We start from the raw sequence: 26962 nt of genomic DNA on the forward strand, positions 1-26962 counted from the left end.
CCGGGGGCGCGGATCAGCTGTTGTTGCCCGGGATCAGGAACAGGTGGATCGACTGGTCCTTGTCACGGAACCGTGCACTGTCGGGGCCCTTCTTCGCCCGGTCGGACACGATCACCACGTGGTCGCTGGAGACCCAGGACACGCCCTCGGGGTTGCCGTAGACCGTACGGCCCTTGCTGTCGGTGGGGAGACGGTGCACCTTGCCCTCGTCGACCTGCCACTTCTTGGTGTCGATGCGGCCCACCCACAGGGCGGACGACGACTGCGACAGGACGGCGATCCGGCCGTCGCGCACGGACACGCTGCTGTAGTCCTCGAACGGCAGCGACTTGGGCAGCCGGATCGTGGCCGTGTTGGTCCAGCGCTTTCCTTCACGCCGGAAGACCTGGATGCGCCCGCCGCCCGGCGTGCGGCCCTTCTTGCCGCCCGCGCACAGGTTTCCCTCGCACAGGGCGAGCAGGTGGCCGGTGCCCGAGCGGTCGACCCACTCCAGGCCCTCCATGCCCTTGTTGGCGTCCGCCAGCTCGAAGTCGAGGTGCGCGGACCCGATCGGGCGCAGCTTCGCGTCGTACTCCTGGACGCGGGCACGGAAGCCCTTGGGCTTGACCGGCTCGGCCTCGCTCAGCGTGTAGTAGTGGTCGCGCGCCTCGTCGTGGGCGAGGTCCTCGAACCCTTCGGCCGCCGCCGAACCGCCCTTCTTCGTGTCCTTCTTCGCGTCCTTCCGTGCGCCCTTGTTGCGGGTGAGGACACCGTTCTCCGGGGCCTTGGGCGACAGCTCGCTGCTGACCCGGATGAGGGAGGACAGGTTGTCGCAGACGATCAGGAAGGCGCCGTCGCGGTAGAGGACGCCGCTCGCCTCCAGACGGGTGCCCGCGCCGTCCCCGATCAGGTCCTGGATCTTCGCTTCCTTGACCAGCCGGAGCTCGCTCGCCGCTTTGCCCCCGGACTTCTGCTGGGCACCGGCCTTGGCCTTGGTGGACTTCTTCGTCGCGGTCATGAGGGCAGTACCTCCGTCGCACCCGGGAACGTCGCCCCACTGGCGCCGTTGGGATAGGTCTTGCGCAGCTCGGCAAGCTGCTGACGTGCGTGGTCGTAGCGCATGCGCGTGTAGTGGAAGATGCCGTGCGTGAACTGCGAGCCCCGGCTCAGCTCCCACTGGCGGTACGCCGCGCGGTACACCTCGTCGTTGGTGAACTGCCGCCCGGTGAAGGGCTGTCCGTGCGGGGTGGTGGACTCGGCGTACGCGGCGGACGAGACGAGCTGCCACAGTCCGTCGGCCCGTCCTGAGCCTTCCGCGCCGAGCAGCGCGGCGACCCGCTCGGGTTCGAACTCCGTGTCCAGGAGGTACTCGAGGTGGTCGAGGTAGTACTGGCAGAAGTCGTGGTGCCGCAGCAGGTTGGTGAAGAGCGGCAGGCGTGAGACTTCGTGCGGCGCGTGCGTGATCCGGCAGTAGTTGCGGCTCATCGCGGGCCAGTCGAGCAGGTCCGTGTACTGCCATGGCGTCGAGAAGAAGTCGATGCCCGAACTGTTGTCGTAGTCCCAGGGGATGAAGGTGAAGTACGGGCGGGACATGAAGCCCGAGGCGTCGCCGAGCCTGCCGGAGTTGTACAGGTAGTAGTTCGACGGCGTCGCGAAGTAGTTGTCCCAGCTGCCCAGGAGTACGTTGGCGCCCGCCCAGCGCAGGAAGGCCGGTACGTTCAGGATCTGCTCGACCGACTCGCGGAACGCGTCGGACGTGAACTTCCGCTCGTCACCCGGAAGGTGCGCCGCGTTGATGATGCGGACGAGGGCGGCGAGGTCGTCGTAGGTGGCGGCCTGCGGATCGTCCTCGTTCGTCTTCAGGCGGTAGGTGCGGTCGTCCTCGCGGCTGCCCGCCGTGAAGTACTGCCGCCCGCTGTCGACGCCGTCGGAGCCGGAGCGGTGCTCCAGCGTCGCGCAGCCGACGTCGCCGCAGTACGCCTTGTAGAGGTTGCCCTCGGAGTTCTTGCCGAAGTGGTCCTTCAGGAACTTCTTGTCGACCTGCTCGATGACCGAGAAGAGGCCCATGTAGCGGTCGTTGATCGAGAAGGTGGCGTACGTGTGCTGCGCCGCCGGGATGCCCGCGCGTTCCAGCAGCCGCCAGGCGACGGCCTCGCGCATCTGCGACGGGTCGTTGTACATCGCCTTGAGGTTGATCCGCTCCATGCCGAAGAGCCGGTCCTCGCTCGCGCCGACCTCGAAGTCGATCTTCCAGGAGCGCTTGGGCGCGTGCGCCGTCAGGTTGCCGCTGTTGACCATCGAGAACGACGGGGTCGCGAGCAGCGGGTCGTCCGGGGCGCCGTGCTTCGCCAGGGACAGCCGGGCGCCGGGTGGCGCCTCCATTACGTCGTCGGCCGTCAGGACGCCGGGCGGCCAGCCGGTGACCTTGACCTGATACATGTCCTGAGCGAAGAACTCCGTTTTGTTCTCCGCCGAGTCGAGGTACTGGTCCATGATCCGGCCGATCGCGGTCGACTGCCCGTCCGCGTCGCGAAGGACGAGGCTGCCATCTCCCGAGATGTCCGACTGCTCGGCGAGCAGCAGGTCGTACAGCGTGCTGAACTCGGCTTTGGTCCGCAGCGCCGCGTCGGCCGGGCCCGCTGTCGCGTTGGCCCGCTCGGCGAGCCGCCGTGCCGTGCCCGGTGGCAGCGCGGATACCGCGATGGCCTGGTTCTTGAAAGCGTCCCGGAACGTTGCCTTGCCGATGGTTCTGTCCACGTCGGCCTCCCTGGGGGCCCTGGGTGAACCTCTCTCTCTACGCCCGGCACCACATGACCGCCAGACCGAGAATCGGCCTGGCGGTCATGGCTCGGTCCACCGGCACAGCACCCGCACGAACCCGGCCAGGGTGAGCGACCACACGAGGGCGAAGGCCCAGACGATGCCGGGGCTCGACGTGCGGATGCCGATGAACAGGAGCGTGCAGGACACCGCGGCGAAGAAGGCCACGGTGAGCGGGTGCGGCCTGTTCGCGAGGGCGGTGCGCAGGCGCGGCCCGAGCCGCAGGATCCACAGGCGGGCCGTGAGCTGCCGGTCCTGGCGCAGGACCAGTTCCATCTCGTCGAGGATGCGCTGCTCGTGCTCCGGAAGTCGATCTGTCGACATCGTCGCCCCTCTTACGCAGTCGTCCGCGGCCGGGCCCTGGTGCCCACCATGGCCCATCATGACGAGAATGCGCGAGAACTTGGGGCGACGCGTTCTCAGACGGAGCGGTGGTACTGGTCAGGCACGTGCACCTCCGCGCCGAGCTCACGCCCCGCGCGCCGCGCCCACGAGGGGTCGCGCAGCAGCTCACGGCCCAGCAGGACGGCATCCGCCTCGCCGTTGGCGACGATCTTCTCGGCCTGCTCGATGTCGGTGATCAGGCCGACCGCGGCGACCGGCAGCTCCGTCTCGGCCTTCACCCGCGCGGCGAACGGGACTTGGTAGCCGGGCTCGACGGGGATCCTGACGCCCGCCGCGTTGCCGCCCGTGGAGACGTCGAGCAGGTCGACGCCGTGCTCCTTGAGGTCGGTGGCGAAGCGGACCGTGTCGTCCGCGGTCCAGCCCGCCTCCTCCAGCCAGTCGGTGGCGGAGATGCGGAAGAACAGCGGCTTGTCCTCGGGCCACACCGCCCGTACGGCGTCGACGACTTCGAGGGCGAAGCGCGTGCGGTTCTCGTACGAGCCGCCGTACGCGTCGGTGCGCTTGTTGCTGTGCGGGGAGAGGAACTCGCCGATCAGATAGCCGTGGGCGCCGTGGATCTCGGCGATCTCGAAACCCGCGTCCAGCGAGCGCCGGGCGGCGTCGGCGAACTGCGTCACGATCTCGTGGATCCGCTCGACGGTGAGCTCCGTCGGCACGGGGTGGCGCTCGTCGAAGGGGACCGCGCTGGGCGCGACGGCCTGCCATCCGTACTGGTCCGGGCCCACCGGGGCGCCGCCCTTCCAGGGGCGGTCGGTGGACGCCTTGCGGCCCGCGTGGGCGAGCTGGATCGCAGGGACGGTGCCCTGGCTCTTCAGGAAGTCCGTGGTGCGGCGGAACGCGGCCGCCTGGGTGTCGTTCCAGATGCCCAGGTCGTACGGGCTGATGCGGCCCTCGGCGCTGACCGCGGTGGCCTCGACGATGATCAGGCCCGTGCCGCCGGTGGCACGCGCCGCGTAGTGCGCGAAGTGCCAGTCCCGCGGCGCCCCGGCCTCGGCGCCCTCGGGGGCCGCCGAGTACTGGCACATCGGAGGCATCCAGACCCGGTTCGGGATGGTCAGGGATCGCAGGGTGTACGGCTCGAACAGCGCGCTCACGGCGGGCTCCGTTCCTCATGGGTGATGTGCTGCTCGTACGATAGTCCTCGTAGTACGGCGGATGTCAAACTACGACGCCTCTCGTACAATGAAGGGCAAGGAAAGCCGGGCACAGGATGAAGTGGAGCCGCCATGACGACCGCCGCCGAGACCGGCAGCGCGAGCAGCAGGACGCTCGCCCACCCCGAGCCCGAGGACATCCGCCTCGAAGGCGTGCTGCACGCCCTCGCCGACCCGATGCGGATGCGGGTGGCGCGGGAGTTGGCCCGGGAGGAGGGCGCGGCCGGACTCTCCTGTTCCTACTTCGCGCTGCCCGTCACGAAGTCGACGTGCACGCACCACTTCCGGGTGCTGCGCGAGAGCGGCGTCATCCGGCAGATCTACCGCGGCACGACCAAGCTGAACGTGCTGCGCCGCGACGACCTGGACACGCTCTTCCCCGGCCTGCTGGACAGCGTCCTGGCCGCGGCCGCCCGCGAGGAGAGCCGCCTCGGCGGCTAGCGCACTAGCTGCCGGTGGCGCCGGGTGCGTCGGGCGCGAGCACCCCGCGGAACTCGTCCACCAATGTGTTCCTGGCATCGCGCAGGGCGTCGATGGCCGGATGGAGCCGGTCCCCGAAGGACTGCTCGTCGACCGGCAGCGTGCCCGCCCGCAGCGCCGCCAGATAGGGCCGCAGCTCCATCTCGAACCGGTCGCACCGGTCGACCACGTCCTGCGCCGCCGCCGCGATGACCGGTGTCCCCAGGAACGACACGGTTCCCGAACAGCTCCCCGCGAGTTCGCCCACCGCGCGCAGGGCCGCTTCCTCCTGCTCAGGGGTGGGCAGTTCGCCCCGGCAGACGGCCGCATAGACGGGATAGAGGCTCACGCCGATGGCCGAATAGGCGGTGCACACCTGGCCATAGGTCGTCGTACGCTCCTGACGCACCCACAGCGCATGCGACTCCGCGGCCGCGATGGTCGCCCCCAGCCGCGTGCCCTCCGTCGCCGCCCGCCCACCGAGCCAGGCCCCCAGAACCGCTCCGACGAGCCCCGCACCCCCGGCGATCACCGCCGCCAACCCCTGGTCCATGACGCCAGTGTGCCCGCCCCGGCGCCGGGACGGCAGGCGGACCGGAGGACATCGCGAGCGCCCGTAGAGGCAACGGGGTCTGCCCGGTCGGCTCCTGACGGCGGCAGACCGCCCACCTAGCGTCATGGGGTGAGCCTTTGGACCTCCCTCGAACCTGCCTCCGTGACCGTCGAGCCCGGCAGCACCACCACGGTGCAGCTGCGGGTGCGCAACACCGGCGACATCGTCGACGCGTACCGCTTCGAACCGGTCGGTGACCTCGCCCCCTGGACCACGGTGGAGCCACCCGTGCTCCGCCTCTATCCGGGCACGACCGGCACCGTCGAGCTGACGTTCGCGCCGCCGCGCACGCCGGACGCCACCGTCGGCGCGCATCCGTACGCGGTACGGATCACCCCGGCGGAACACGCGGGCGGCATCGTCGTCCCCGAGGGGAACGTCACGGTCAACCCCTTCACCGAGGTCCGCGCCGAACTGGTGCCGCCGACGGTGAAGGGATGGTTCCGGGGCCGCCCGCAGCTGGCGGTGGACAACCTCGGCAACACCACCGTCACCGCGTCGCTCGGCGGCAACGACAACGGCGACCGGCTGTCGTACGACATCGAGCCGGGCAACGTACAGATCGAGCCGGGCCGGGCGGCGTTCGTGAAGGCGACGCTGCGGCCCAAGCAGATCACCTGGTTCGGGTCGAAGCAGGAGCAGCCCTACTCGCTGAGCGTCCGCCGTTCCGGCACCGAGCCGCTGGCCGTCGACGGAACCTTCGTGCAGCGCAGCGTCCTGCCGGGCTGGCTGGTGGGCACGCTCGGCCTGGTCCTCGCGCTGACGATCGCGTTCGTGACGATCTGGCTGACCAACCGCCCGCAGATGCAGAGCGTGGCGCGGGAGAAGCCGCAGGAGTCCGGCGCGATCGCACCGGACAGCCCGCCCCCGCCGAAGAAGACCGCCCCGCCCGCACCCGACGAGGAGAAGAAGGAAGACCCTCCCGCGGAGTCCGACAAGGGCGGTGCCGAGGAGCCGGCGGACGGCGGAGGCGGCGGGGAGGACGAACCCGAGGAGAAGACGGCGGCCGACGCGGTCAACGAACTCGCCCAGAGCAGCGAGGGCCGCCACATCTGCTACCGCGCCTTCGTCGGGGACAGCTGGCAGGAACCCGTGTGCGACGGCGCGGAAGCGGGCGCGGCAGGCCAGGGCACCCCCATCAAGTCCCTGAACATCGCGGTGACCGGCACGCAGGGGGTCACCGGCACCGGCGCCTTCGTCGGAGAGGGCTGGCGGAAGGGCATCCCCTGGTCGGACGCGGAGGACGGCAAGGACATGTTCTTCGGCAGCACCGAGAGCGCCGACCCCGCCCTGGAGGGCTTCACCTACAAGGTCTTCGACGGCTCCGTGTGCAGCGACGCCTTCGTGACGGAGAAGGACTGGATGGGCGAGGTGTGCACCGACCCCGGCCAGTTCAAGTACCACGGAAGCCCGATGGAGCTGAACCTCTCCCTGGAGGCGGTCCGGCTCACGGTCTGACGGGCCGGTCGACGGCACGCACCCGGACCGTCACGCCCTCGGTGACCGGCGGCCCCGCGTCGTAGTCGGGGTACGCCGGGAACGGCACGGTCACCGTGACGTCCAGGGACGGCTTGAGCTCGTTGTCCAGCGCCGACCAGAGATCGGCGAGGGAGCGGGCCTCCGACGGGTCGACGGCCACCGTCACCAGCACCGAGAGGCCGAGCCGCCCGAGCGGGCCGGGGAGTTCCTGGGCGGACAGCAGCTCGTGCGGCAGCAGCGTCGCCAGGACGGCGGACAGCAGCCGGTGCTCGTCCTGCGGAGTCTTCGTCCAGGCCGTCACGAGATAGGAGAGCCGGAACCAGCGCGGGGGACGGCGGCGCCGGACGACGATGCCGCGGTCGTCGCGCACCCCGGTGTGGCCGCGCTGCCGCAGGGACACGTCCTCCCGGATGTCGTACAAGTAGGCGTTGACCACGGGCGCGTTGCGCCGGGCCGCCCAGTCGCGCGAGGGCACGTCGAAGGAGACGTCGATACCGGCCCCGGTCAGCGCCCCGCCGCCGATCAGGCCCTTGAGGACCTCGTCCACCTCATGGATCACTTCGCACTCCCACCCCGCCGCTCGCCAACCCGCTGCCCTGTCGCCCGATCGGATACGTCCGGAGCCCGGCCCGGTCAGATGAAGCCCTCGCGCAGGGCGTACGCCACGACGTGCGCGCGGTTGCGCAGGTGCAGGCGCGTGGTGAGGCCGTGCATCACGTTCTTGACGGTGCGTTCGGAGTACGCGAGCTTCGTGGCGATCTCCGAGGTGTCGAACCCCTCGGCCACCAGCCGCACCACGTCCACCTCGCGCTTGGTGAAGCTCAGGAAGAACCCCGGCTGGTCGGGGCCGCCCTGATGGAGGCGCCGCACCTGGCCGATGAGCTGGCCGAGCAGGTCGGCGGGCAGGTCGCCGCCGCCCTTGGCGGTGGTCAGGACCGCCTGCACCAGGCGGTGCGCGGTGGCCTCGCGGCGCCAGACGACGGCTCCGACACCGCACTCGATGACGTCGAGGAGCTCGTGCTCGCGGACCGAGCCCGTGACGAGCACGGCATACGCGCCCTCGCTGCGCACGGCGCGCCGCAGCCGGGTGAGCGCGGCCTCGTCGAGGGTGTCCTCTATGAGCAGGGAGACCCCGCCGGGGCCCGGCTCGCCGCACACCTCGACCTCGGGATGGCGGCGCAGCTGGCTGAGGACTCCCTCGCGGGTGATCGGGTCGGGGGCGGTGACGGAGACCCGCACGCGGTTCGTCTTCGGTGCGGAGAGAGCGGCGGGGCCGGTCGGGGTGCTGGGCGTGGTGGGCGTGACGGGCGCGGGGGCCACGAGCGCCGGGGACGTGCTGGACAAGCGATCTTCCTCATTTCAGCGACGGGAGGCACCCCGGACGGACCGGGGGCGCCGCCGGTCCGGAGAACCGGCGGCGCCCGATGCGGCGGTCAGGAGCGGGTCGAAAGAGACCGGGAAATGCTCAGGAACGGATCAGGTAAGGACCTGGAACGGATCAGGTAAGGACCGGAACGGATCAGGAGCACGACTTGTAGAAGTGCTTCCAGCCGTCGCCGGGCATGGTCGGCGGCTCGGCCGGGGTGCCCCAGGCGCCGTACTTCTGCTCGTCGTCCTGGTTGTACTTGCCCGGGCCGCTGTTCGCCTTCGACAGGCGTACGTTGCGCTCCAGCACCCCGTCACCAGCGTTGCTCAGGATCGCGAGGTCCGGGTACGCGTCGTCGCCGTAGTTGGCGATCCGCAGCTCCTTGGCCTCGCGGGCGTCGCCGATGTCCAGGTGGCGGGTGCCCGTCGAGCTCAGGTTCGTGCGCTTGAGCGGTCCGGGACGGTAGTCGGCGACGCGTGCCGTCGCGGGGTCGTCGACGCCGGACGGCTCGACGATGTTGACGACCAGGTCCAGCTTGCCGTCCTTCTGGAAGTCGGCGACCGCGGCGGTCGTGACCTCGCCCTGCTTGGTGCCGACCAGCTTGCTGACGTTCTGCTTCGTGCCGAACGAGCCGTCGGCGGCCCCCCATGCGACCGTCATCTTCGTGCCGGTGAGCCCGGGGTTCGCGATCTTGTCCGGGCGGCCGTCGCCGTCGAGGTCGCCGATCAGGGTCGTGGTGCCGGACAGGCACGGGGCCGCCGCACGGGCGGACTTGGCGGACCGTCCCGCGTCGTCCGAGGCCGACGTCCCGGCCGCACTGGCCTGGTAGCCGGCGACGGTCAGGGTCAGGGCGACCGCCGCGACCGGGGCGGCGATCAGACGTGAACGCTTGCGAAGCATGTACGAACTCCCATATGTCGTTGCTGCGAAACCGTGCTCGAGAAGCCGGTGTTCTCTGCCGCGCCGCACGAAGTGGCGGTCGCGACGCGGTCTCGATCCGGGGTACGACCGGTATCCGAGAGGAACGTCCGGCGAGCACGGTTCAACACTGCGGGGCCACCCGTCCCGACCGCCACGAATGCCGGGCAGATGGGGACACTGGAACGCCAAAAAGGTCTTTGACCTGCACAAACGCAAGGTGCCTGGAATGCGCGACTGGGACGCGCCGGATCGCGGGGGGCAGCCGGGGGACGGCGGAACGGGTGCGGGAGAGGCACAGGGGGCACCCAAAAGCCTGCCCCTTCGGGCGGATCACGGGGATGCCCGATGGCCCACCCACCGACACCGCGTCCACCACCGCTGTCCACCACCTCGAACACCGTGCGATGCTCGGCCCCGTGCACAGCAGTCACATGAACCCCGTCTTCGTCGGGCGCGACGCCGAACTGGCCGCCCTCGGCGAGGCCCTGTCCCGGGCCGACGCCGGGGAGCCCCGCGCCCTCGTCGTCGGCGGCGAGGCAGGCGTCGGCAAGACCCGGCTCCTGGAGGAATTCCTCGGCAGGGCCGCCGCGGACGGGGCCGTCGTCGCCCTCGGCGGCTGCGTCGAAACAGGCGCCGACGCCCTGCCGTACCACCCCGTATCCACCGCCCTGCGCGCACTGCGCCGCCGACTCGGCACCGAGGTCGACGCCGCCGTCGCCGGTCAGGAGGGCGAGCTCGCCCGGCTGCTGCCCGAGCTCGGCGAGATGGACCGGGAGCGCCCCGAGACCGACGGCCGCGCCCGGCTCTTCGAGCTCACCGTCCGCCTCCTCGAACGGCTCGCGAAGGACCGCACGGTCATCCTGGCCCTGGAGGACCTGCACTGGGCCGACCGCTCCACCCGCGAGCTGCTCAGCTATCTGCTGCGCGCCCTCACCGCCAGCCGACTGCTCATCGTCGCCACCTACCGCGCCGACGACCTGCACCGCCGCCACCCGCTGCGCCCCGCCCTCGCCGAGTACGAGCGGCTGCGCACCGTCACCCGCCTCGAACTGCCCCGCTTCGACCGCGCCGAGGTCCGCAGCCAGCTCACTACCCTCCGCGGCGAGACCCCGCCCGACGAGGTCCTGGACCGGGTCTTCGAACGCTCCGAGGGCAACGCGTTCTTCGTCGAGGAACTGGCCCGCAGCCTCCTCGAAGGCTCCCCGGGCGGCATCAGCGACTCCCTGCTGGACCTTCTCCTTGTCCGGGTCGAGGCGCTGCCGGACGAGGTGCAGCGCGTGGTGCGGATCGCCGCCGAGGGCGGGTCGGAGGTGGAGTTCCGCCTCCTGGCCGCCGTCACGGGCCTCGCCGAGGACGAGCTGATCGAGACGCTGCGTACCGCTGTCGGGGCCTCCGTCCTGCAGCCCTCCGGCGAGGGGGAGTCCTTCCGCTTCCGGCACGCACTCATGCGGGAGGCCGTGGTCGGCGACCTGCTGCCCGGCGAGCGCTCGCGGCTCAGCCGCCGCTATGCCGAGGCCCTGGCGGCCGACCCGCTTCTCGTACGGTCCGAGGACCGGGCCGGACGCCTCGCCGGTTACTGGTTCGACGCCCGCGACCCCGCGCGCGCCCTGCCCGCCGTGATCGCCGCGGCGGCCGCCGCCCGCGGTCGGCACGCGTTCGCCGAGCAGCACCACCTGCTGGAACGGGCGTTGGAACTGTGGGACGACGTCCCCGACGAGCTGCGCCGCGAGGCGATCAGGCGCGGCTTCGAGGACGGCCTGTCCCCGGCCATGTCAGAGGGCCCGCCGGGCGGCTTCGTGGACCTGCTCGCCGAGATCACCGTCGCCGCGCGCCTCGCGGGCGAACGGGAGCGGGCGCTCGCCCTCTGCAAGCGGGCGCTGCGCGAGCTGGACGGCGATCCGGCTCCTGCCTCCGGACCGCGCCCGGCCGCGAACGACCCCGTCCGGGCGGCCTGGTTCCTGACCGAGCGCTACCAACTGCTGCGCGACCTCGCCCGCTCCGACGGCTGGGAGGAGATCTCCCGGGCCCAGGCGCTGATGGAGGGCCTGCCGCCGTCCCCCGTGCACGCCTATGTGCTGACGCACGTGGCGAACTGGAATGTCGTGCACCGGCCGGGACGCGAGGCCATCGGGATCGCGGAGCGGGCGGTGGAGCTCTGCCGGACGACGGGTGCCGACATCATCGGCATCACCGCGCAGCAGACCCTGGCCTGGCTCACCATGCACACGGGCGACGTCGAGGCCGGGCTCGAATTGGCCCGCGACGCGTTCACCGGCGAGCTGGTGCGCGCCAACGTCGCTGTCGTGGTGCGTGGCTACGGCAATCTGTCCACGGCCCTGCACGGCATCGGCCGCTACGCCGAGGCCGTCGAAACCGCCGAGCAGGGCAGCGACCTCGCCGAGCGGCACGGGGTGCCCGACATCGCCTCCTTCATCGACGGCAACCTCGCCGAGTCCCTCATCCAGCTCGGCCGCTGGGCCGATGCCGACGACGTGCTCGACCGGGCCGTCGGCCGCCGCGGGGTGAGCGTGCGCACCCGGGGGCAGGCCGCCGGGCAGCGGGCTGAACTGGCCCTGTCCCGTGGCGCGTACGACGAGGCCCGGCGCCGGATGGAGGAGTCCGACCACTGGATCATCGGCCCGTACCCGGAGCCGCAGCACACCCTGGCCATGGCCCGCGTGGCGATCGCCCTCGCCTCCGCCGACGGCCGGATCCTCGACGTCCGCTCCCTCCTGGAGACGGCGATCGGCGAGGCCATCCCCTTCGGCCACCAGCGCTACGGCTGGCCGCTGCTGTACGAGGCGGCCGCGGCCGAGGCGAGGGCCCGTGGGCTCGCGGTGGCCCAATCGGGGCGCGGGGCGGCGGTGGAGCGGATCCGCGAGGCGATGAAGGGCCAGCCCGTCTTCGCGCCGCTGTGGGCCGCGTACGCCCTGATGATCGAGGCGGAACTGCTCGGCGCGGAGGGCCGGGACGCCACCGCATCCTGGACGGCGGCCGTTACGGCCACGGAGCAGCTGGAGCCCCCGATGCTTGCGGCCACGGCCCGCTTCCGCCTCGCGGAGGCGCTGCTGGCCCAGGGCGGCACGGGCTCCCGGGACGCGGCCGGAGAGCTGTTGCGCCGGGCCTGGGCGGTGGCGCACGAGCTGGGCGCGGCGCCCCTCGCCACGGAGATCACCGCGCTGGCCGGTCGTGCGCGGGTCCCGCTGCGGCAGGACGAGGAGGAGTCCGCCCCGTCCCCGGCGGCGGCGCTGGGGCTGACCGCCCGGGAGCGGGACGTGCTGCGGCTGGTGGCCGCGGGGCGGAGCAACCGGCAGATCGCGCAGGAACTGTTCATCTCGCCGAAGACGGCGAGCGTCCACGTCTCCAACATCCTGCCGAAGCTGGGCGCTTCGGGCCGGGGCGAGGCCGCGGCCGTCGCACACCGGCTGGGGCTTCTCGACGAGTGACGGGGCGTCGGGACGTACGAGACCACGTCCCACAGACCGTCCGGGTCGGGCAAGAAGGGCAGACGGCAGGCGCTAGCCCGGCACTCCCCACGCCGCCGCCCGCAGCCCCTCCCAGTCCGGGATCTTCACGATGCGGCGCCCGAGCGAGTGGCCGAGCTCCGCCTCCGCGCGTTCGATCGCCAGCCAGCCCGGCCACTCGATCGGCCGCAGCCCCGCCGCCCGCAGCCCCGTCAGGGGATCCTCCGGGACAGGCCGCCGTACGAGAGCGGGGGCGTCGTCAAGCAGGGAGAGCACCGTCTCCTTGGAGCAAGGGCGGTTCGTGCCGATGACACCGGTCGGGCCGCGCTTGATCCAGCCCGCCACGTACTCCCCGGGCGAGGGCGCACCGTCGCGCAGCACCCGCCCCGCCGCATGGGGCACCGTGCCCCGCCGCGCGTCGAACGGCAGCCCTTCGATGGGCACCCCGCGGTAGCCGACCGAGCGCAGCACCAGTTGCGCCGGGACGTCCTCGTACTGCCCGGAACCCGTCACGCCGCCCGAGCCGTCCGGCAGCGTCCGCTCGAACCGGGTCCCGGCCACGTGTCCCGTCGCCCCTGCCGCCAGGGAGACCGGCCGCAGGAAGAAGCGCAGCCTGATCCGCCGGGCCAGGCCCCGCTCGGGGCGCTCGGCCCAGCCGCGCAGCACCTCCACGTTGCGACGGTTCGCCGCGGGCAGCCCTGACGGGTCGGTGAACGCGGGGTCCAGCGCCAATTCCGCCGGGTCCACCAGGACTTCGGTGTCCGGCAGTGCGCCGAGCTCCCGCAGCTCCTTGGTGGTGAACCGCGCCTGCGAGGGTCCGCGTCTGCCCACCATCGACACCTCGCGGACCCGGCTGCCCGCGAGCACGCCGAGCGCGGCGTCCGGCATGTCGGTGGGGAGAAGTTCGGTGGCGCCGCGGACCAGCATCCGGGCGACGTCCACCGCGACGTTGCCGACGCCGATGACGACGGCGGACTCCACGTCCCGTACGAACCCGTCCTGCGCGTACGTGTCCGCCGGCGCGTCCGGGTGCGCGCTGTACCAGGAGACGAAGTCGGTCGCAGAGAAGCTGCCCGGCAGGTCCTCGCCCGGCACCCCGAGCCTGCGGTCGGCCGCCGCGCCGACGCAGTAGACCACCGCGTGATAGAGGCCGAGGAGCCGGTCCGGGGGCAGGGCGCCAGGGCCGATCTCGACGGAGCCGAGGAAGCGCACGCGCTCGTGTTCGAGGACCGTGCGCAGGCTGTTCTGGAGGGACTTGATCTTCTCGTGGTCCGGCGCGACCCCGTAGCGCACCAGGCCGTACGGGCAGGGGAGCCGGTCGAGCACGTCGACCCGCACATCCGGCACCAGGTCCTGCTGGACGAGGGATTGCGCGGCGTACACACCGCTGGGGCCCGAACCGACGACGGCGACCTGCAGCACGGTGGTACTCCTTCCGCGAGACGAGCCCGGGACGGTCTCAGGATCGCACCAGGGGCCGTGTGATGTCAGGGGTGTGCGTCCGTCTGTGCGAGTCGTCGTGCGTGCCGTCCCCAGGGGGACGCGACGACGCGGATAGCGTGCGCATGTGCGGAACAGATCATTTGCTGATGTTTCTGATCACTATCGACCGGATGTCGCTGCACCGGACGGGCCGGACGGGTCGGCCCGGCTGGCCCGGCTGGATCAGCCGACCTGGCCGGAGCCGCCGGGGCCCTCGTTCCGCGTCAGGCTGTCCTTCAGTGACGGGGCCGACGTCGACGTGACCGCCGTGGTGTCGCACGGCCGGGTCGCCATCGAGGACCTGCACGCCCAGCCACCGCTCTCCCCGGACGACTTCGCGGCGCTGGTCGACTGGATCGAGCGACCGTTGGAAGACGACGGGCCCGTGGCGGCGGAGCCGACCCGCCGCGCCCGCCCCGCCTGGCCGCGCGGCAGCGCCGGGCGCCGGATCGTGGCCGAGGCGTACCGCACGGCGCAGCACGAGGGGCACGACCCGGTGCTCGCCGTGATGTGCGCGACCGGGCACAGCCGCCGCAAGTCGCTCAGACTCATCGCGGGAGCGCGCGACGCGGGCCTCTTGGCGCCGCGTCACCATCGCAGGTAGGGAACGAGCACCGCCTCGCAGGTAGGGAACGAACCTCGCCCATGGCGTCGGCGGCCTCAGTCCATCTCCCGCATCCTGCTGATCTCGGTCGACTGCTGCGCCACCACGTCGTTCGCCATCTCCTCGACCTGGATGTTGTTGCCCTCGGAGAGCACATCCGTGGCCATCGTGACGGCACCGCTGTGGTGAGTGATCATCAGCTTCAGGAAGAGCTCGTCGAACGCCGTGCCCTTCGCGGCGCGCAACTGCTTCAGCTGCGCCTCGGTCGCCATGCCCGGCATGGTCGCGTGGTCGTGCCCCGCGTGCTCGCGCGGGCCGCCGTACTTCTTCAGCCAGCCCTTCATCGCGCCGATCTCGGGCTTCTGTGCGGCGGTGATGCGCGACGCGAGCCGTTTGACGCGGCTCGACTCCGCCCGCTCCGGAGCGAGTTCGGTCATCTTCAGGGCCTGGCCGTGGTGCACGATCATCATCTGTGTGTACGTGAAGTCGGCGGTGTTGGGGGAGTCGTCCTCGGTTCGCTTCTCCGCGGCGTCCTTCGCTGACATCGTCGCCGCCGTCTCGCCCGGCTTGCCCGGCGCGATCACCGAGGGCCCCTCCGACGCCTTGCGCCCGGCGTCGGACCCGCCCCCGCCGCCCCCGTCGGAGTCACACCCCCCGAGCACGAGAACGGCTGTCGCCATGAACGCGGTGACGGTGGACGTACGACGGTTGAGCACAGAAACCTCCTGCGGCACACGGCGACGAGTTGGGGTCCGTACTAGCACGCGGATGACCACCCGCGATCGAAAACTCTCGTTACGGGTCCGCTTCCCCCTCTGTTGATCTGTGCATGATGAGCACGATACTGCGGGTGTCCGTGAACCGTTCGACTGCGAACGGCGACAAGGGAGGACACAGTGACCCTGTTGAACAATTCCCGAACTCGGCGCAGACACCTGGGAGTCGGAGCGGTGGCAGCCGGACTGCTGGCCGCGCTTCTGACCGCCGCGCCCGCGGGAGCCGTCCCCGACCCCGGCGACACCCCCGCCGCCCCGAAGAGCGTCTCCAAGAGCGACGAAGCCCGGACCGAGAAGGCCATCGAGCGCGGGGAGATCCCCGGGCCCGACGAGGTCGTCCACTCGGACAACATCGAGCACTTGGCCAACATCCCCAAGGACGCGCTGCCGGGCCTCAACACGGACATCGCGTTCCAGGGCAAGTACGCCTTCGCCGGAAACTACGACGGCTTCCGTATCTACGACATCAGCAACCCCAAGGCCCCGAAGACGATTTCGCAGGTGCTGTGCCCGGGATCGCAGAACGACGTCTCCGTCTCCGGCAACCTGCTCTTCCTCTCCACGGACTCCTCGCGCAGCGACAACTCCTGCAACAGCACCACGCAGCCCGCCACGGAGAAGTCCTCCTGGGAGGGCATGAAGATCTTCGACATCAGCGACAAGTCGAACCCCAAGTACGTCTCCGCGGTCGAGACGGCCTGCGGCTCGCACACGCACACGCTGGTGCCGGAGCGCAGGAACGTCTATGTGTACGTCTCCTCGTACTCCCCGAATGCGACGTTCCCGGACTGCAAGCCTCCGCACGACGGGATCTCGGTCATCAAGGTGCCGCGCAAGGCCCCGCAGGAGGCCGCGGTCGTGAACTTCCCCGTGCTCTTCCCCGGTGAGGGTCCTGACGGCGGCGGCAACCCCGGCGGGCCCACCAACCCGGGCGTCTCCAAGACCACCGGCTGCCACGACATCACCGTGCTGCCCTCCGAGGACCTCGCGGCGGGCGCCTGCATGGGCGACGGCATCCTGTTCTCCATCAAGGACCCGGAGAACCCGAAGGTCATCGACCAGGTCCAGGACAACACCAACTTCGCGTTCTGGCACTCGGCGACCTTCAACCAGAAGGCGAACAAGGTCGTCTTCACCGACGAGCTCGGCGGCGGCTCCGGCGCCACCTGCAACGCGGCCACCGGGCCCGACCGCGGCGCCAACGGCATCTATGACATCAAGGGACAGGGCGACAAGCGCAAGCTGGTCTTCAAGAGCTACTTCAAGATTCCGCGCCACCAGGCCGACACCGAGAACTGCGTGGCCCACAACGGGTCGCTGATCCCGGTCAGGGGCAAGGACCTGATGGTCCAGGCCTGGTACCAGGGCGGCGTCTCCGTCTGGGACTTCACCAACTCCGAGAAGCCCAAGGAGATCGGCTACTTCGAGCGCGGCCCGCACACCACCGACAAGATCACCACGGCGGGCGCGTGGTCGGCGTACTACTACAACGGCCGGGTCTACTCGAACGACATCGAGATGGGCCTCGACGTCCTGAAGATCAACGACAAGCGGACCGACTCCGCCCAGCGGGTCCGCCTGAACGAGCTCAACGTCCAGACCCAGCCCGACTACTTCGACTAGTCCACTCCATGGGGGTCCCGTCGGGCGGTGCGCCGCCCGGCGGGACGCCGAGCTTCCAGTCGAGGTCGTACCGCTGGAACAGTTCGGCGCGCAGCGTCTCAAGCGGCATCGGTGCCCCGGGGATGAGCAGCGCGAAGACCGCGCCCATCAGGAGCGCCCGCAGCAGCGGGTAGTCCCGGTCGGGGTCCTGCGACCCGTACCGCACGACGGTGTCGCGCAGCAGCTCCGCGAGACGCTGCTGCTCCGGACATTGCACGAACCCCTCCGCCTGCAGGATGCCCGCCATGTGCGTGCGCATCAGCAGCGGTTCGTCGAGGGCCAGGCCCAGGATCGCGTCGATGGCCCGTGCCAGCCGCTCGTGCCCGTCCTCGGTGTGCGGCTCTCGCTCCAGCCCCTCGTCGAGCGTGCGGTGCATGAGCCGGTGCACCGCGGACTGCAGCAGCTGGCGCTTGCCCGGGAAGTAGTACGACACGAGGCCGCGGGCGGCACCGGCCCGGTCCGCGATGTGGCCGAGCGTCGTGGCCTCGTACCCGTGTTCGCCGACCAGGTCCACCGTCGCCTGCAGCAGCCGCTCCCGGGAACGTCTGCGCAATTCTTCATTGACCGATGGGCTACGCGGGGACATTCTGTAACTCCTGCGTTGACTGGCTCCGAGCCAATATACTCAGTGCGGGCTCGGGGCAGGCAGCACCGCGGGGGAGTGTTGCCTGCCCCGGTCCCATGTGCCGATCCACAGACGCGGAGACCCCCTCGGCCGATACGGTCCCCGCCAGGACGCGCGGACACCGTTCGGCCGCTCGGCGTAAAACCCCCTGCTCCTGTCCCGATCAGTGCCCCGAGCCCGCCAGCTTCGCGCGCAGCTGCAGCACGGACTTGGTGTGGATCTGACTCACCCGGCTCTCGGTCACACCGAGTACGTTGCCGATCTCGGCGAGCGTCAGACCCTCGTAGTAGTAGAGCGTGACGACGGTCTTCTCACGCTCCGGCAGCGTGTTGATGGCCCGCGCGAGCAGCCTGTGCAGCTCCCGGTCCTCGGCGACCTCCACGGGGTCGTCGGCCGCGGGGTCCTCCAGCGTGTCCCGCAGACCGAGTCGGCCACTGCCGACGCCCTCCACCTGCAGCAGCTCTTCGAGCGCGTCCATGTTGACGAGCGACAACTGGCTGAAGACCAGGTGCAGTTCCTCCAGCGTGATCCCCGCCTCGACCGCGACCTCGCTCTCCGAGGGAGTGCGTCGTAGCTGCGCCTCCAGCGTGGCGTAGGCCCGCTCGACGTTGCGGGCCTTCTGCCGCACCGAGCGCGGGATCCGGTCGAGCGCCCGCAGTTCGTCGATCATCGCCCCGCGGATGCGGGTAAGCGCGAAGGTCTCGAACTTGATGGACCGCTCGATGTCGAACTTCTCGATCGCGTCGATCAGCCCGAACACCCCCGACGCCACGAAGTCGGCCTGCTCGACATTGGGCGGCAGCCCCACGCTCACCCGGCCCGCGACGTACTTCACCAGCGGCGAGTAGTGCAGGATCAGCTGCTCCCGCAGCCGCCCGTCGCCCGTGTCCTTGTACGACCGCCACAACTCGTCCAGCGACGCGGGTACGGAGGGCTGCCGGGTGCTATGGGCGCCCGAGGGAGGGGCCGCGACGCCGACGCCGACCCCTCGTGCGGGCGGCCCGTCGCCACGGGACGCACTCGCCCACTGCTGCCGCCGCTCCTGGGTCGAGGGTGCTTCCTGGACCGAGGGCGCTTCCTGGACCGCGGAGACGTCCTGGGCCATCCACTGCCGCAGCTCCCGCAAGCCCTCAGAGTTGCTGGGGGCCGGAAGCTGCACATCGACCACGCGGTCGAGCTGCTTCACCACGTCGTCAGCGCCCACGGGGATTCCTGAGGAAGAAGGGGCGCCGGGTGCGTCGGCCCTGTCCTGGCCGTTACTCATCCTCTGCCTCCTCTCCCGGACTCCTGTCCCTCCACTCGGAGGGAAAGACGACCTCGCTCCCCAGCTCCGTGGCCAGGGTCCGCCGCGCATTGCGCAGATGTACCCGCACGGTGCTCTCAGCGATGCCCAGATGCTTGGCGATCTCGTCGTTGGCCCATTCGCCCTGCCATTTCAAGAGTGCCACCCGGCGCTGGGCAGGAGGCATGCTGTCGATGATTTTCCAGCACTTCCGCAACAGCAGATGGGAGACCGCGGTCCGCGGCGTGTCCAGGTCGGCCACCAGATCGTCGCTGAGACCGCCGACTTCCGAGCGTCTGGCCGCGCCCCACTGGTCGAAGACCTTGTTCTTCAACACCCGGTACAACCAGGCCCGTTGCTTGTCCTCCGCACGGGTGCGCAGCGTGCCCCAGCGCAGGGCTGCGGCCTTGAAGACCTCCTGGACCAAGTCGTGAGCCAGGTGCTGCGCACGGCCGAGCAGCCGCGCCGCGAAGCGGACCATGTCGTCGCGGAACCGCACGTACAGCTCCGCGACCTCTTCCCAGTGCTCCGGTGGGATCTGGGACGTCATGACTCCCGCTCCGGAAGCGGCGCCGCCCCGCCTCCCACCCGAATCCACATGCTCGGACCGCCCGATCCCCGCTCCTGCGCCACCACGGTGCCCGGCGGCGCCTGGACGGTGATGGCCAGCAGTGTCCTGCGGCGAGACCTCTCCGCGAGAAGCCGCAGCACTCCGACGACGAGCAGGACGCAGCAGCCGGACCACGGGATCACCCGCAGCACGAACACTGCCCCTTCAACTGCCCACCCTGGCACCAGGGCTGTCATGGCGTTCATGCTTCTTCATCTCTCGCCGCACCAGAAGTGTTTAGCCCTCGTCAACACAGCGTGACCGGGTCCGCCTTCCGGGCCCGTACGCGTACGTCGCGACGGCCAGCGCGACCATCATGGCGCCGAGCAGCGAGCCGCCCACGACGTCCGACGGCCAGTGCACGCCGAGCCAGATCCGGGTCACCCCGACCCCGACGATGGAGATCACGGCGAGGGCCAGACAGGTGCGCCACAGGGCGGGGCGGGCGCCGTGGAGGTGCAGCACCCACAGGAGCAGACCGCAGACGACCACCGCCGTCATCGCGTGCCCCGACGGGAACGCCGCGTAGTGCGCGGAGTCCACCGGGTCCGGCCAGACCGGGCGCGGCCGGTCGACCGCCGCCTTGAGCCCCTGCTGCAGCGCGGAGCCGACCGCGCAGGTGCCGGTCAGCCAGAGCGCGAGCCACCAGGCCCCGCGCAGCGCCAGCCAGATCACCGCCACCGCGCACAGGGCGCGCATCGTCCAGGGGTCCCACACCCAGTCGGTGAGGATGCGGCTGACGCGCGTGATCCCGGATTCGTCCACCGCCCAGCGGTGGGTGGTGCGCGCGATGTCGGCGTCCAGCGAGAGCAGCGGCCGCCACTCCAGCGCGACCAGGAGGAGCAGCAGGAGCGACGGCACGCCGAGGGCCGCGGCGGTGAGCGCGGCCCGGGCGCCGGGCGGTCGGGTCGGGGTGTCGGTCGGCGCGGGGTACATGCAGTGATCCTCGCCGACGGGGCGGGGCCGAGGCCATCCCGGGGCGGCAGGGTGTGTTCCGGCGGGGCTTGCGGCGGGGAGTGTCCCGACCCGCCGGTGACGTACTGGTGACGTACTAACCCAGTGCGCGCAGCCCCGGTACGAAGGTGACCAGGACGGGGGTCACCGGGACCAGCGCGGCCGTCGCCGTCAGGCGGAGCCGGTGTCCCGCGGTGAGGCGGGGGCGGGCCGCGAGGAGGCGGTGCACGCGCTGCGGGACGTGTGCCTGGTGGGCCGGGCAGGGGCCGAAGACACCGCGGTCCTCGTTGAGTTCGACCAGCGCGAGGGCGATCGTCAGACGGCCGAAGCGGCGCGACGCCACGTCGTCGGCGGCCAGCTCCACCAAGCGGTGCATCTCGTCGCGGAACGCCGCGAACACCCGCACCTGCGGGAACCCGATGGCCAGCGCGCCCGAGCAGTGCAGCAACCAGTCGTGCCTGGCCTGCGCGTGGCCCTGTTCGTGGGCGAGCACCGCATCGAGCTGACGGCCCTTCAGGCGGCGCAACGCGGCCGTGGTGACGACCAGTTGGGGTGCCTGGCCCGGCAGCCACCAGGCGTCGGGGCGCTCGCCCTCCAGGACGACGAGACGGTTGCTGCCCGGCTCCTCGCCGGGCAACAGCGGTGAGCGTTCGAGCAGTTCGGCCCGGCTCCCGGAGCGCCGCGTCCGCGCCCGCACGATCTCCCTGGCCAGCATGGCCGCGGTCCACACGCCGCCACAGGCCAGGACCACGGCGGTCGCCGCCGCCCAGGGGCCGGTCGCCTGGAGCGCGTACGCCTCGACCACGGCGTGCGGTGCGGGCGCGAAGATGTGACCGCGCACGGCCTGCCACGCGGCGGCCGCGCTCAGGGTCATCGAGAGCGCGCAGCAGAGCAGTACGCCCGCCACCACACACTGCCAAGCCCACAGCGCGACCACGGGTTCGCGCTCCGGCCAGTCGGCCCGCGCGAGCATTCGGGGGGCGACGACAGCGGTCAGGGCGCCCAGCAGCAGCAGTGCGACGGGGACCATCATGGCGCCCAGCCTATGAGGGTCGGGCTACCCGAGGGTATGGGCTGTCACCCCAAGTGACGCACGCCACGGCCGACACGGGCGTAATTCTCGTACGAGTGACGACCGCGGACGGGGCGCCGGGTCGCCGTTAAGGTGCGGATGATGATCGAGACCATCGTGTTCGACGTGGGGGAGACCCTCACCAAAGACGACCGCTACTGGGCATCCTGGGCGGACTGGCTGCAGGTGCCGCGCCACACCCTGTCCGCGCTCGTCGGAGCCGTCGTCGCGCAGGGCGGGGGCAACGCGGACGTGCTGCGGCTGATCAGCCCGGACATGGACGTGGCCTCCGCCTGCCGTGCACGCGAGACCGCGGGGCGGGGTGAGCATCTGGGCGAGGCCGACCTCTACCCGGACGTGCGTCCCGCCCTCGGCGGGCTACAGAAGCTGGGCATCCGCGTCGTCGTGGCCGGGGACGGGACGGCGCGCGCGGGCGCGCTCCTTCGCGACCTCGACCTGCCCGCCGACCACATCGCCACGTCGGGCGACTGGGGCGTGGCGAAGCCGGACCCCGCCTTCTTCGCCCGGGTGCTCGAAGTGGCCCAGGCCGACCCCCAGGAGACGCTCTACGTCGGCGACCACCCCGCCCACGACGTCTTCCCCGCCCAGCGGGCCGGACTGCGCACGGCCCACATCCGCCGCGGCCCGTGGGGGCACTACTGGGCGGACGACCCCGACGTCGCCGACACGGCGGACCGGCGGATCGACAGCCTCACCGCACTGGCCGCGCTGACCGGACGCTGAGACGCGGCTACGAAGCCGAGGCGCGGTGAAGACGCTGAGGCGCGGCTACGAAGCCGAAGGACGGTCAAGACGCTGAGGTGCGGTCGAGACGCCTAGGCACGGCTACAGCGTCAGCAGCATCGCCACCATCCCGATCCCCATCGACAACCGGCACGCCAGTGCCACCTCGGAGCGGTCCGCCCACCCCAGCGCGGCCGCGCCGCCCGCCGCCGAGGAGACCGCCCGGGGGGCCAGCCGGGCGCCCGACCACAGGACGTACCCCACGAAGTACAGCAGGAGCGCGCCGGTCAGCAACGGGATGCCGGCGCCTCCGTGGCCCGCGTGCGCGCCCGGAACCATCGCCATCGCCACCGACATGTAGGCCATCGCGAACGCGCCGACCAGGTGGTGGAGGTGGTGCGGGTGGCTGCGGGCCGCCCACAGGGTGTGCAGCGCGGCCGCGCCGAACACCGCGGCGTAGACCAGCCACGCCCAGCGGGGCGGCGCGAGCACGGCCGCGGGCACGGCCATCACCGCCATCCCGAACCCCATGAGCGCCTCGCCGCCGGCCGTGCGGCGCTGTTCCTCGATCCTGCTGCGCATGCGCAGCAGGCAGTAGGCCCCGGTCCCCGTGCAGAGCGCGACGAGCAGCCAGGCGGCCTGTGCCGGTCCGTGCACCGCACCCTCCCCTGTCGGTGATGTCGAGGTGTCAAGGTGTCAACGGTCTCGTCGGGTCGATGCCCGGGTGTGTGGCGTCGTACGCGAGCGCATGGGGGTGCACGGGGAGCACAGCATGGGGAGCGCGGGGGCGGGCGCGCCTCCAGTACCTCTGTCGGACCCAAATCATTTGCGAGTAAAACACTTGCTAACCTTTTGGGTATGAGCAGTACGCCGCCGTCCCCGCACCCCGAATCCCGCCCCGTCCGCGCCCGCAGGCTCCCGCTCGCCGGTGTGCTGCGTCCGGGCAAGCCGTCCGACATCTGGTTCAAGCCCGCGAGCAGCGTGGTCGTCGCCACCGCCCTGCCGAACCTGACGCTGCTCGCCCTCGGGCGGCTCGACCTCGTGATGTACACGATGGCCGGAACGTTCTGCGCCCTGTACGCCCACAACTTTCCCTACGCGGCCCGCGCCCGGATGCTTGCCGGAGTGGTCGCGGGCATGACCGCGAGCATCGCCGTCGCCCTGGTCACCGCCTCGCTCACGAGCTCCGCCGTGGTCCTCGTCGCGGTCGGCGCGCTGCTCGCCGCGGCGCAGAAGACGCTCTGCGACGCCACACGCGTCGGGCCGCCCGGACACTTGATCTTCACCTTCATCAGCTCGGCGAGCCTCTTCGCGCCGCAGTCCCTGGGGCAGGTCCCCGGCCACCTCGCGCTCACCCTCGCGGGCGGCGCCGTGGCCTGGCTCGTCGGCATGGCGCCCGCCCTGGTGCGGCCGCACGGACCCGAGCGCCGGGCCACCGCACGCGCCCTGAACGCCGCCGCCGCGTACGCCGACGCGCACGCCGCCGTCGGACGCGACGACGCCGCGGGGCCCGGCGCCGAGCGGGCCCGCGCCGCCGCGGCGGGAGCCGTGCACGCCGCCTGGCAGTCACTGCTCGCCACCGGCGCACGGACCACGCAGGCCCGGCGCGCCCTGGCCCGTCTCGTCGTCCGCGCCGAGGAAGCCCTCGCCGTGCCCGAAGCCGCGGACCCCGACACGCTGCGCACCTGGGCGGCCGGGCTGCGCGGCACGGGCGCCGTCCCGCGCCCCCGCGGCACACACCCCGGCGAGGAGGAGGAACTCCTCGGTGTCGACGCCGAACTCGCCGGGCCGAAGGTGCCGCTGCGGCGGCGGCTCGCCCCCGGCTCCCCGCTGCTGCCCGTGGCGCTGCGCACCGCCGTCGGCTGCGCCCTCGCCGGATACGGCTCGCTCGCGCTCGGCATCGGCCGCCCCTACTGGGCCCTGGTCACGGCCGCCTCCCTCTACCAGGCCAACGTCACCCTCACCTGGAACCGGGGCGTGCAGCGCGTGGTCGGCAACCTCATCGGAGTGCTCGCCTTCGCCGCCATCGCGCCGTTCGCGCACCTCGGCCACGCCGAGCTCATCGTGTGCTGCCTGGCCCTCGCCTTCGGTGCGGAGGCCCTGATCACCCGCAACTACTGGCTGGGCAGCGTGTGCGTGACGCCGATGGCGCTGCTCGTCACCGAGTTCGGGCGATTCCAGCAGCCCGGCGAGCTGATCCTGGACCGCGTCGTGGACACCCTGGTGGGCGCCGTGCTCGGCGTCGCGGCCGCGGTCCTCGTCACCAACCGGCGCGCCACCGACCACATGGAGAACGCCATCACGGCCGCCGACCGGGCCAGGGAGGCCGCCGAGGCGGGACTCGCGGGGGTGGGCGCGGTCGAACCCGCCCGGCGCCGCCTCGCCGCGGCCCTCGTCGAACTGCGGGCCGCCGCGGACGCCGCCGCGGGCGAATGGTGGCAGCGCGCCCTGCCCGAACAGCGCGTGCTCGCCGCCGAACGCGCCGGACACCGTACGCTCGCGGCGACGGTCCGCAGGCTGCACGGCCAGGGCGGAGAGAACGGTCAGGGGGCGCGGCCCCGCGCGGGAGCCGCCGACGCCTGGGAGGGCGCACGAGCATGACGACGCAGAACGGTCCGGTGGCCGGTCCCGGTGGGGACACCGTGGCCGCGGTGGTGCGGCAGTGGCAGACGGTGCGGCCCGACATCGACACCGGACCCATGGAGGTGATCGGACGCATCAACCGCTGCGCCGCCCTCCTCCAGCAGGCCGAGGACGCGCCGCTGCGGCGGGCGGGCCTGACCCGCGCCGAGTTCGACCTGCTCGGCGCGTTGCGCCGCACCGGGCACGAGCTGACCCCCGGCGAGCTGGCCCGCGAGACCTTCTCCTCCGGGGCCGCCGTCACCAAGCGGCTCAAGCTGCTGCAGGAGCGGGAACTGGTCGAGCGGCGCGCCGACGCGCGGGACCGCCGGGTCGCGCACGTCGGACTGACCGGGGCCGGGCGTGACCTCGTCGACGCGATCCTGCCGGAGCAGCTCGCGTACGAGACGGTCGTCCTCTCCGTGCTGGACGGTGCGGGGCAGGGGCAACTCAGCGAACTCCTGGGGGAGTTGCTCGCGCAGCTTGAAGGGCGGCTCGGGGTGCGGAAGGGCTGAGAGTCCTCAGGCCGCCTCCACCCGCTTGGTGATCTCCTCCTGCGTCAGATAGGCGTCGGTCATCTCGAAGTCCTTGAGCGTCGCGGGCCGTTGGCTCTGGAAGCTGGTGCGTACGTAGTCGTTGCCCGCGACCGCGTTGAGTCCCCAGTTCGCGGCCGTCCGGAAGCGGGCCGTCAGTGTGCGCAGGGCACCCAGGTGGTAGCCGCGCGCCACGATCTGGGCGGGCAGCCCGGTCAGCTGCACGCCCATCGGCTTCGACACCGCCTGAATGCCGCCGAGGTCGACGACCAGGCCCATGTCCTTGTGCTTGTAGTCGGCGAGCGGGAAGCCACGCAGGGCGGAGACGACGTTCCGCGCGGCGGCCCAGCCCTGCCGCATGGCGTGCTGCGCGGTCGGCGGGCAGATCGCGTCGCCGCCCTTGGCGAGGTCGGGGACGGCCGCCGCGTCGCCGAGCGCGAAGACGCCGTCGAGCCCGGGGACCGTCAGATCGGGGCTGACGACGAGCCGCCCCCGGTTGGTCTCGGCGTCCAGCGTCGCGATGAGCGGGCTGGGCGCCACCCCCGCGGTCCAGATCAGCGTCCGGCACGGCAGGACCCGGTCGTCGGTGAGCGTGACGGTGTCCTCGGTCGCCTTGGCCACGGACACCCCGAGCGAGACGTGCACGCCCCGGCGCTGGAGGATCTCCATCGCCTTCTCGCCGAGCCGGTCGCCCAGCTCCGGCATCAGCTTCGGGGCGACGTCCACCACGTGCCACTTGATCTGCGACACGTCGAGCCCCGGATAGCGTTTGACCGCGGCGCACGTCAGACGCTGCAGGTACGCGGCCGTCTCCACGCCCGCGTATCCGCCGCCGACCACCACGAACTGCAGCCGCTGCTCGCGCTCCTCCCAGCTGGAGCTCGCCGCGGCCAGGTCCAGCTGGGAGATCACGTGGTCGCGGATCCACGCGGCCTCGGCGAGCGTCTTGACGCCCACCGCGTGCCGGTCGACGCCGGGGATGTCGAACTGCCGCGTGACGCTGCCGGGCGTCAGGACGAGGTAGTCGTAGCGCTCCACGACCTCCTCGCCGTTGATCTTCCGTACGACCACGGCCTTGGCCTTGGGATCGATGCCGACGGCGCCGCCAGGCACGATCGCGGTGCGGCGCAGCATCCGGCGCAGCGGCACGGCCACCGACTGTGGAGTGAGCACTCCTGAGGCGACGTGTGGCAGCAGCGGCAGATACAGCTGGTGGGCCGTCGGGCTGATCAGCCGCAGCTCCGCCTCGTGGGGCGAGAGCTTCTTCTCCAGCTTGTGAGCGCACTCCAGGCCGGCGAAACCGCCGCCGACGATGAGGATCCGGGGAGCTGCCATGTGA

General features: G+C 71.6%; 25 protein-coding genes and 1 pseudogene. 8 read left to right on the top strand and 18 right to left on the bottom strand.

The annotated features are described in order from the left end of the window. Positions 1-13: 13 nt before the first annotated feature. The 4 genes from AC068B_RS19405 to AC068B_RS19420 form a co-directional block, all read right to left on the bottom strand. Positions 14-997 carry a hypothetical protein gene (locus AC068B_RS19405; protein ID WP_478672813.1) on the bottom strand — a complete coding sequence of 328 codons (984 nt, stop codon included), beginning with the start codon at positions 995-997 and terminating at the stop codon, positions 14-16. Further along, positions 994-2736, bottom strand: a complete 1743-nt coding sequence (locus AC068B_RS19410; protein WP_478672814.1) for a CotH kinase family protein — start codon at positions 2734-2736, stop codon at positions 994-996. The genes AC068B_RS19405 and AC068B_RS19410 overlap by 4 nt, the downstream gene beginning before the upstream one ends. A gap of 84 nt (positions 2737-2820) precedes the next feature. Further along, entirely contained in the window at positions 2821-3123 is a 303-nt protein-coding gene (locus AC068B_RS19415) for a DUF3040 domain-containing protein (protein WP_478672816.1), read from the bottom strand. A gap of 95 nt (positions 3124-3218) precedes the next feature. Next, positions 3219-4298 (bottom strand): NADH:flavin oxidoreductase/NADH oxidase, encoded by a 1080-nt coding sequence (locus AC068B_RS19420; protein ID WP_478672817.1) that lies wholly within the window; start codon positions 4296-4298, stop codon positions 3219-3221. Positions 4299-4430: 132 nt separating this feature from the next. Between AC068B_RS19420 and AC068B_RS19425 the strand changes: the two genes are divergently transcribed. Beyond that, positions 4431-4799, top strand: a complete 369-nt coding sequence (locus AC068B_RS19425; protein ID WP_478672818.1) for an ArsR/SmtB family transcription factor — start codon at positions 4431-4433, stop codon at positions 4797-4799. 4 nt (positions 4800-4803) lie between these two features. On the opposite strand, the gene AC068B_RS19430 is transcribed toward AC068B_RS19425, so the two are convergent. Continuing rightward, a complete protein-coding gene (locus tag AC068B_RS19430) occupies positions 4804-5370 on the bottom strand; it encodes a hypothetical protein (protein WP_478672820.1) in 567 nt (188 codons plus the stop codon). A gap of 129 nt (positions 5371-5499) precedes the next feature. Between AC068B_RS19430 and AC068B_RS19435 the strand changes: the two genes are divergently transcribed. After that, complete coding sequence (locus AC068B_RS19435; protein WP_478672821.1) at positions 5500-6888, top strand: COG1470 family protein; 1389 nt, start codon at positions 5500-5502, stop codon at positions 6886-6888. Here AC068B_RS19435 and AC068B_RS19440 read toward each other — a convergent pair. The 3 genes from AC068B_RS19440 to AC068B_RS19450 form a co-directional block, all read right to left on the bottom strand. After that, positions 6878-7468, bottom strand: a complete 591-nt coding sequence (locus tag AC068B_RS19440) for a Pvc16 family protein (protein WP_478672822.1) — start codon at positions 7466-7468, stop codon at positions 6878-6880. The two genes, AC068B_RS19435 and AC068B_RS19440, sit on opposite strands and share 11 nt — an antisense overlap. A gap of 74 nt (positions 7469-7542) precedes the next feature. Further along, positions 7543-8148, bottom strand: coding sequence for a helix-turn-helix transcriptional regulator (locus tag AC068B_RS19445; RefSeq protein WP_478673273.1), 606 nt, complete (start codon positions 8146-8148; stop codon positions 7543-7545). Between the two features lie 280 nt (positions 8149-8428). Continuing rightward, positions 8429-9175 carry an FG-GAP repeat domain-containing protein gene (locus tag AC068B_RS19450; RefSeq protein ID WP_478672823.1) on the bottom strand — a complete coding sequence of 249 codons (747 nt, stop codon included), beginning with the start codon at positions 9173-9175 and terminating at the stop codon, positions 8429-8431. A 359-nt stretch (positions 9176-9534) separates the two neighbouring features. Between AC068B_RS19450 and AC068B_RS19455 the strand changes: the two genes are divergently transcribed. Next, entirely contained in the window at positions 9535-12642 is a 3108-nt protein-coding gene (locus tag AC068B_RS19455; protein WP_478672824.1) for a helix-turn-helix transcriptional regulator, read from the top strand. A gap of 72 nt (positions 12643-12714) precedes the next feature. Here AC068B_RS19455 and AC068B_RS19460 read toward each other — a convergent pair whose 3' ends face one another. Continuing rightward, positions 12715-14082 carry an FAD-dependent oxidoreductase gene (locus AC068B_RS19460; RefSeq protein WP_478672826.1) on the bottom strand — a complete coding sequence of 456 codons (1368 nt, stop codon included), beginning with the start codon at positions 14080-14082 and terminating at the stop codon, positions 12715-12717. Positions 14083-14311: 229 nt separating this feature from the next. On the opposite strand from AC068B_RS19460, the gene AC068B_RS19465 reads away from it, so the two are divergent. Beyond that, on the top strand, positions 14312-14746 hold the full coding sequence (locus tag AC068B_RS19465; RefSeq protein ID WP_478673274.1) for a DUF6214 family protein: 435 nt from the start codon (positions 14312-14314) through the stop codon (positions 14744-14746). Between the two features lie 56 nt (positions 14747-14802). Here AC068B_RS19465 and AC068B_RS19470 read toward each other — a convergent pair whose 3' ends face one another. Beyond that, the gene (locus AC068B_RS19470) at positions 14803-15426 is read right to left on the bottom strand and encodes a DUF305 domain-containing protein (protein ID WP_478673275.1); all 624 of its coding nucleotides are present in this window, start codon (positions 15424-15426) and stop codon (positions 14803-14805) included. 216 nt (positions 15427-15642) lie between these two features. On the opposite strand from AC068B_RS19470, the gene AC068B_RS19475 reads away from it, so the two are divergent. Beyond that, complete coding sequence (locus AC068B_RS19475; RefSeq protein ID WP_478672827.1) at positions 15643-17145, top strand: LVIVD repeat-containing protein; 1503 nt, start codon at positions 15643-15645, stop codon at positions 17143-17145. Here the strand turns inward: AC068B_RS19475 and AC068B_RS19480 are convergent. The 6 genes and pseudogenes from AC068B_RS19480 to AC068B_RS19505 form a co-directional block, all read right to left on the bottom strand. After that, positions 17111-17770: a TetR/AcrR family transcriptional regulator gene (locus tag AC068B_RS19480; protein ID WP_478672828.1), complete on the bottom strand. Its 660-nt coding sequence runs from the start codon at positions 17768-17770 to the stop codon at positions 17111-17113. The two genes, AC068B_RS19475 and AC068B_RS19480, sit on opposite strands and share 35 nt — an antisense overlap. 202 nt (positions 17771-17972) lie before the next feature. Further along, positions 17973-18785, bottom strand: a pseudogene (whiG, locus tag AC068B_RS19485) (RNA polymerase sigma factor WhiG); the annotation flags it as partial. Positions 18786-19065: 280 nt separating this feature from the next. Further along, positions 19066-19641 carry an RNA polymerase sigma factor gene (locus AC068B_RS19490; RefSeq protein WP_478672830.1) on the bottom strand — a complete coding sequence of 192 codons (576 nt, stop codon included), beginning with the start codon at positions 19639-19641 and terminating at the stop codon, positions 19066-19068. After that, the gene (locus AC068B_RS19495; protein ID WP_478672831.1) at positions 19638-19907 is read right to left on the bottom strand and encodes a hypothetical protein; all 270 of its coding nucleotides are present in this window, start codon (positions 19905-19907) and stop codon (positions 19638-19640) included. Before AC068B_RS19495 ends, AC068B_RS19490 begins: the two co-directional genes overlap by 4 nt. Positions 19908-19938: 31 nt before the next feature. Continuing rightward, positions 19939-20637, bottom strand: coding sequence for a phosphatase PAP2 family protein (locus AC068B_RS19500; protein WP_478672832.1), 699 nt, complete (start codon positions 20635-20637; stop codon positions 19939-19941). A 115-nt stretch (positions 20638-20752) separates the two neighbouring features. Beyond that, positions 20753-21688, bottom strand: a complete 936-nt coding sequence (locus tag AC068B_RS19505; protein WP_478672834.1) for a M56 family metallopeptidase — start codon at positions 21686-21688, stop codon at positions 20753-20755. 141 nt (positions 21689-21829) lie between these two features. Between AC068B_RS19505 and AC068B_RS19510 the strand changes: the two genes are divergently transcribed. Next, on the top strand, positions 21830-22471 hold the full coding sequence (locus AC068B_RS19510; protein WP_478673276.1) for an HAD family hydrolase: 642 nt from the start codon (positions 21830-21832) through the stop codon (positions 22469-22471). Between the two features lie 102 nt (positions 22472-22573). Here AC068B_RS19510 and AC068B_RS19515 read toward each other — a convergent pair whose 3' ends face one another. Continuing rightward, positions 22574-23128, bottom strand: a complete 555-nt coding sequence (locus AC068B_RS19515) for a DUF5134 domain-containing protein (RefSeq protein ID WP_478672835.1) — start codon at positions 23126-23128, stop codon at positions 22574-22576. A 201-nt stretch (positions 23129-23329) separates the two neighbouring features. Between AC068B_RS19515 and AC068B_RS19520 the strand changes: the two genes are divergently transcribed. Together AC068B_RS19520 and AC068B_RS19525 are read left to right on the top strand one after the other, a co-directional pair. Continuing rightward, positions 23330-25072 (top strand): FUSC family protein, encoded by a 1743-nt coding sequence (locus AC068B_RS19520; protein WP_478672836.1) that lies wholly within the window; start codon positions 23330-23332, stop codon positions 25070-25072. Then, positions 25069-25605, top strand: a complete 537-nt coding sequence (locus tag AC068B_RS19525; RefSeq protein ID WP_478672837.1) for a MarR family winged helix-turn-helix transcriptional regulator — start codon at positions 25069-25071, stop codon at positions 25603-25605. Before AC068B_RS19520 ends, AC068B_RS19525 begins: the two co-directional genes overlap by 4 nt. Positions 25606-25611: 6 nt before the next feature. On the opposite strand, the gene AC068B_RS19530 is transcribed toward AC068B_RS19525, so the two are convergent. Next, complete coding sequence (locus tag AC068B_RS19530) at positions 25612-26958, bottom strand: NAD(P)/FAD-dependent oxidoreductase (protein WP_478672838.1); 1347 nt, start codon at positions 26956-26958, stop codon at positions 25612-25614. Positions 26959-26962 lie beyond the last annotated feature (4 nt).

The organism is Streptomyces sp. NPDC042371 (genome assembly GCF_056437465.1).

Coding starts and splice junctions, on each gene's coding strand:
- AC068B_RS19405 (WP_478672813.1), bottom strand. CDS start 997: ATGACCGCGACGAAGAAGTCCACCAAGGCCAAGGCCGGTGCCCAGCAG.
- AC068B_RS19415 (WP_478672816.1), bottom strand. CDS start 3,123: ATGTCGACAGATCGACTTCCGGAGCACGAGCAGCGCATCCTCGACGAG.
- AC068B_RS19425 (WP_478672818.1), top strand. CDS start 4,431: ATGACGACCGCCGCCGAGACCGGCAGCGCGAGCAGCAGGACGCTCGCC.
- AC068B_RS19430 (WP_478672820.1), bottom strand. CDS start 5,370: ATGGACCAGGGGTTGGCGGCGGTGATCGCCGGGGGTGCGGGGCTCGTC.
- AC068B_RS19450 (WP_478672823.1), bottom strand. CDS start 9,175: ATGCTTCGCAAGCGTTCACGTCTGATCGCCGCCCCGGTCGCGGCGGTC.
- AC068B_RS19455 (WP_478672824.1), top strand. CDS start 9,535: ATGCCCGATGGCCCACCCACCGACACCGCGTCCACCACCGCTGTCCAC.
- AC068B_RS19470 (WP_478673275.1), bottom strand. CDS start 15,426: ATGGCGACAGCCGTTCTCGTGCTCGGGGGGTGTGACTCCGACGGGGGC.
- AC068B_RS19480 (WP_478672828.1), bottom strand. CDS start 17,770: ATGTCCCCGCGTAGCCCATCGGTCAATGAAGAATTGCGCAGACGTTCC.
- AC068B_RS19490 (WP_478672830.1), bottom strand. CDS start 19,641: ATGACGTCCCAGATCCCACCGGAGCACTGGGAAGAGGTCGCGGAGCTG.
- AC068B_RS19495 (WP_478672831.1), bottom strand. CDS start 19,907: ATGAACGCCATGACAGCCCTGGTGCCAGGGTGGGCAGTTGAAGGGGCA.
- AC068B_RS19500 (WP_478672832.1), bottom strand. CDS start 20,637: ATGTACCCCGCGCCGACCGACACCCCGACCCGACCGCCCGGCGCCCGG.
- AC068B_RS19505 (WP_478672834.1), bottom strand. CDS start 21,688: ATGATGGTCCCCGTCGCACTGCTGCTGCTGGGCGCCCTGACCGCTGTC.
- AC068B_RS19510 (WP_478673276.1), top strand. CDS start 21,830: ATGATCGAGACCATCGTGTTCGACGTGGGGGAGACCCTCACCAAAGAC.
- AC068B_RS19520 (WP_478672836.1), top strand. CDS start 23,330: ATGAGCAGTACGCCGCCGTCCCCGCACCCCGAATCCCGCCCCGTCCGC.
- AC068B_RS19525 (WP_478672837.1), top strand. CDS start 25,069: ATGACGACGCAGAACGGTCCGGTGGCCGGTCCCGGTGGGGACACCGTG.
- AC068B_RS19530 (WP_478672838.1), bottom strand. CDS start 26,958: ATGGCAGCTCCCCGGATCCTCATCGTCGGCGGCGGTTTCGCCGGCCTG.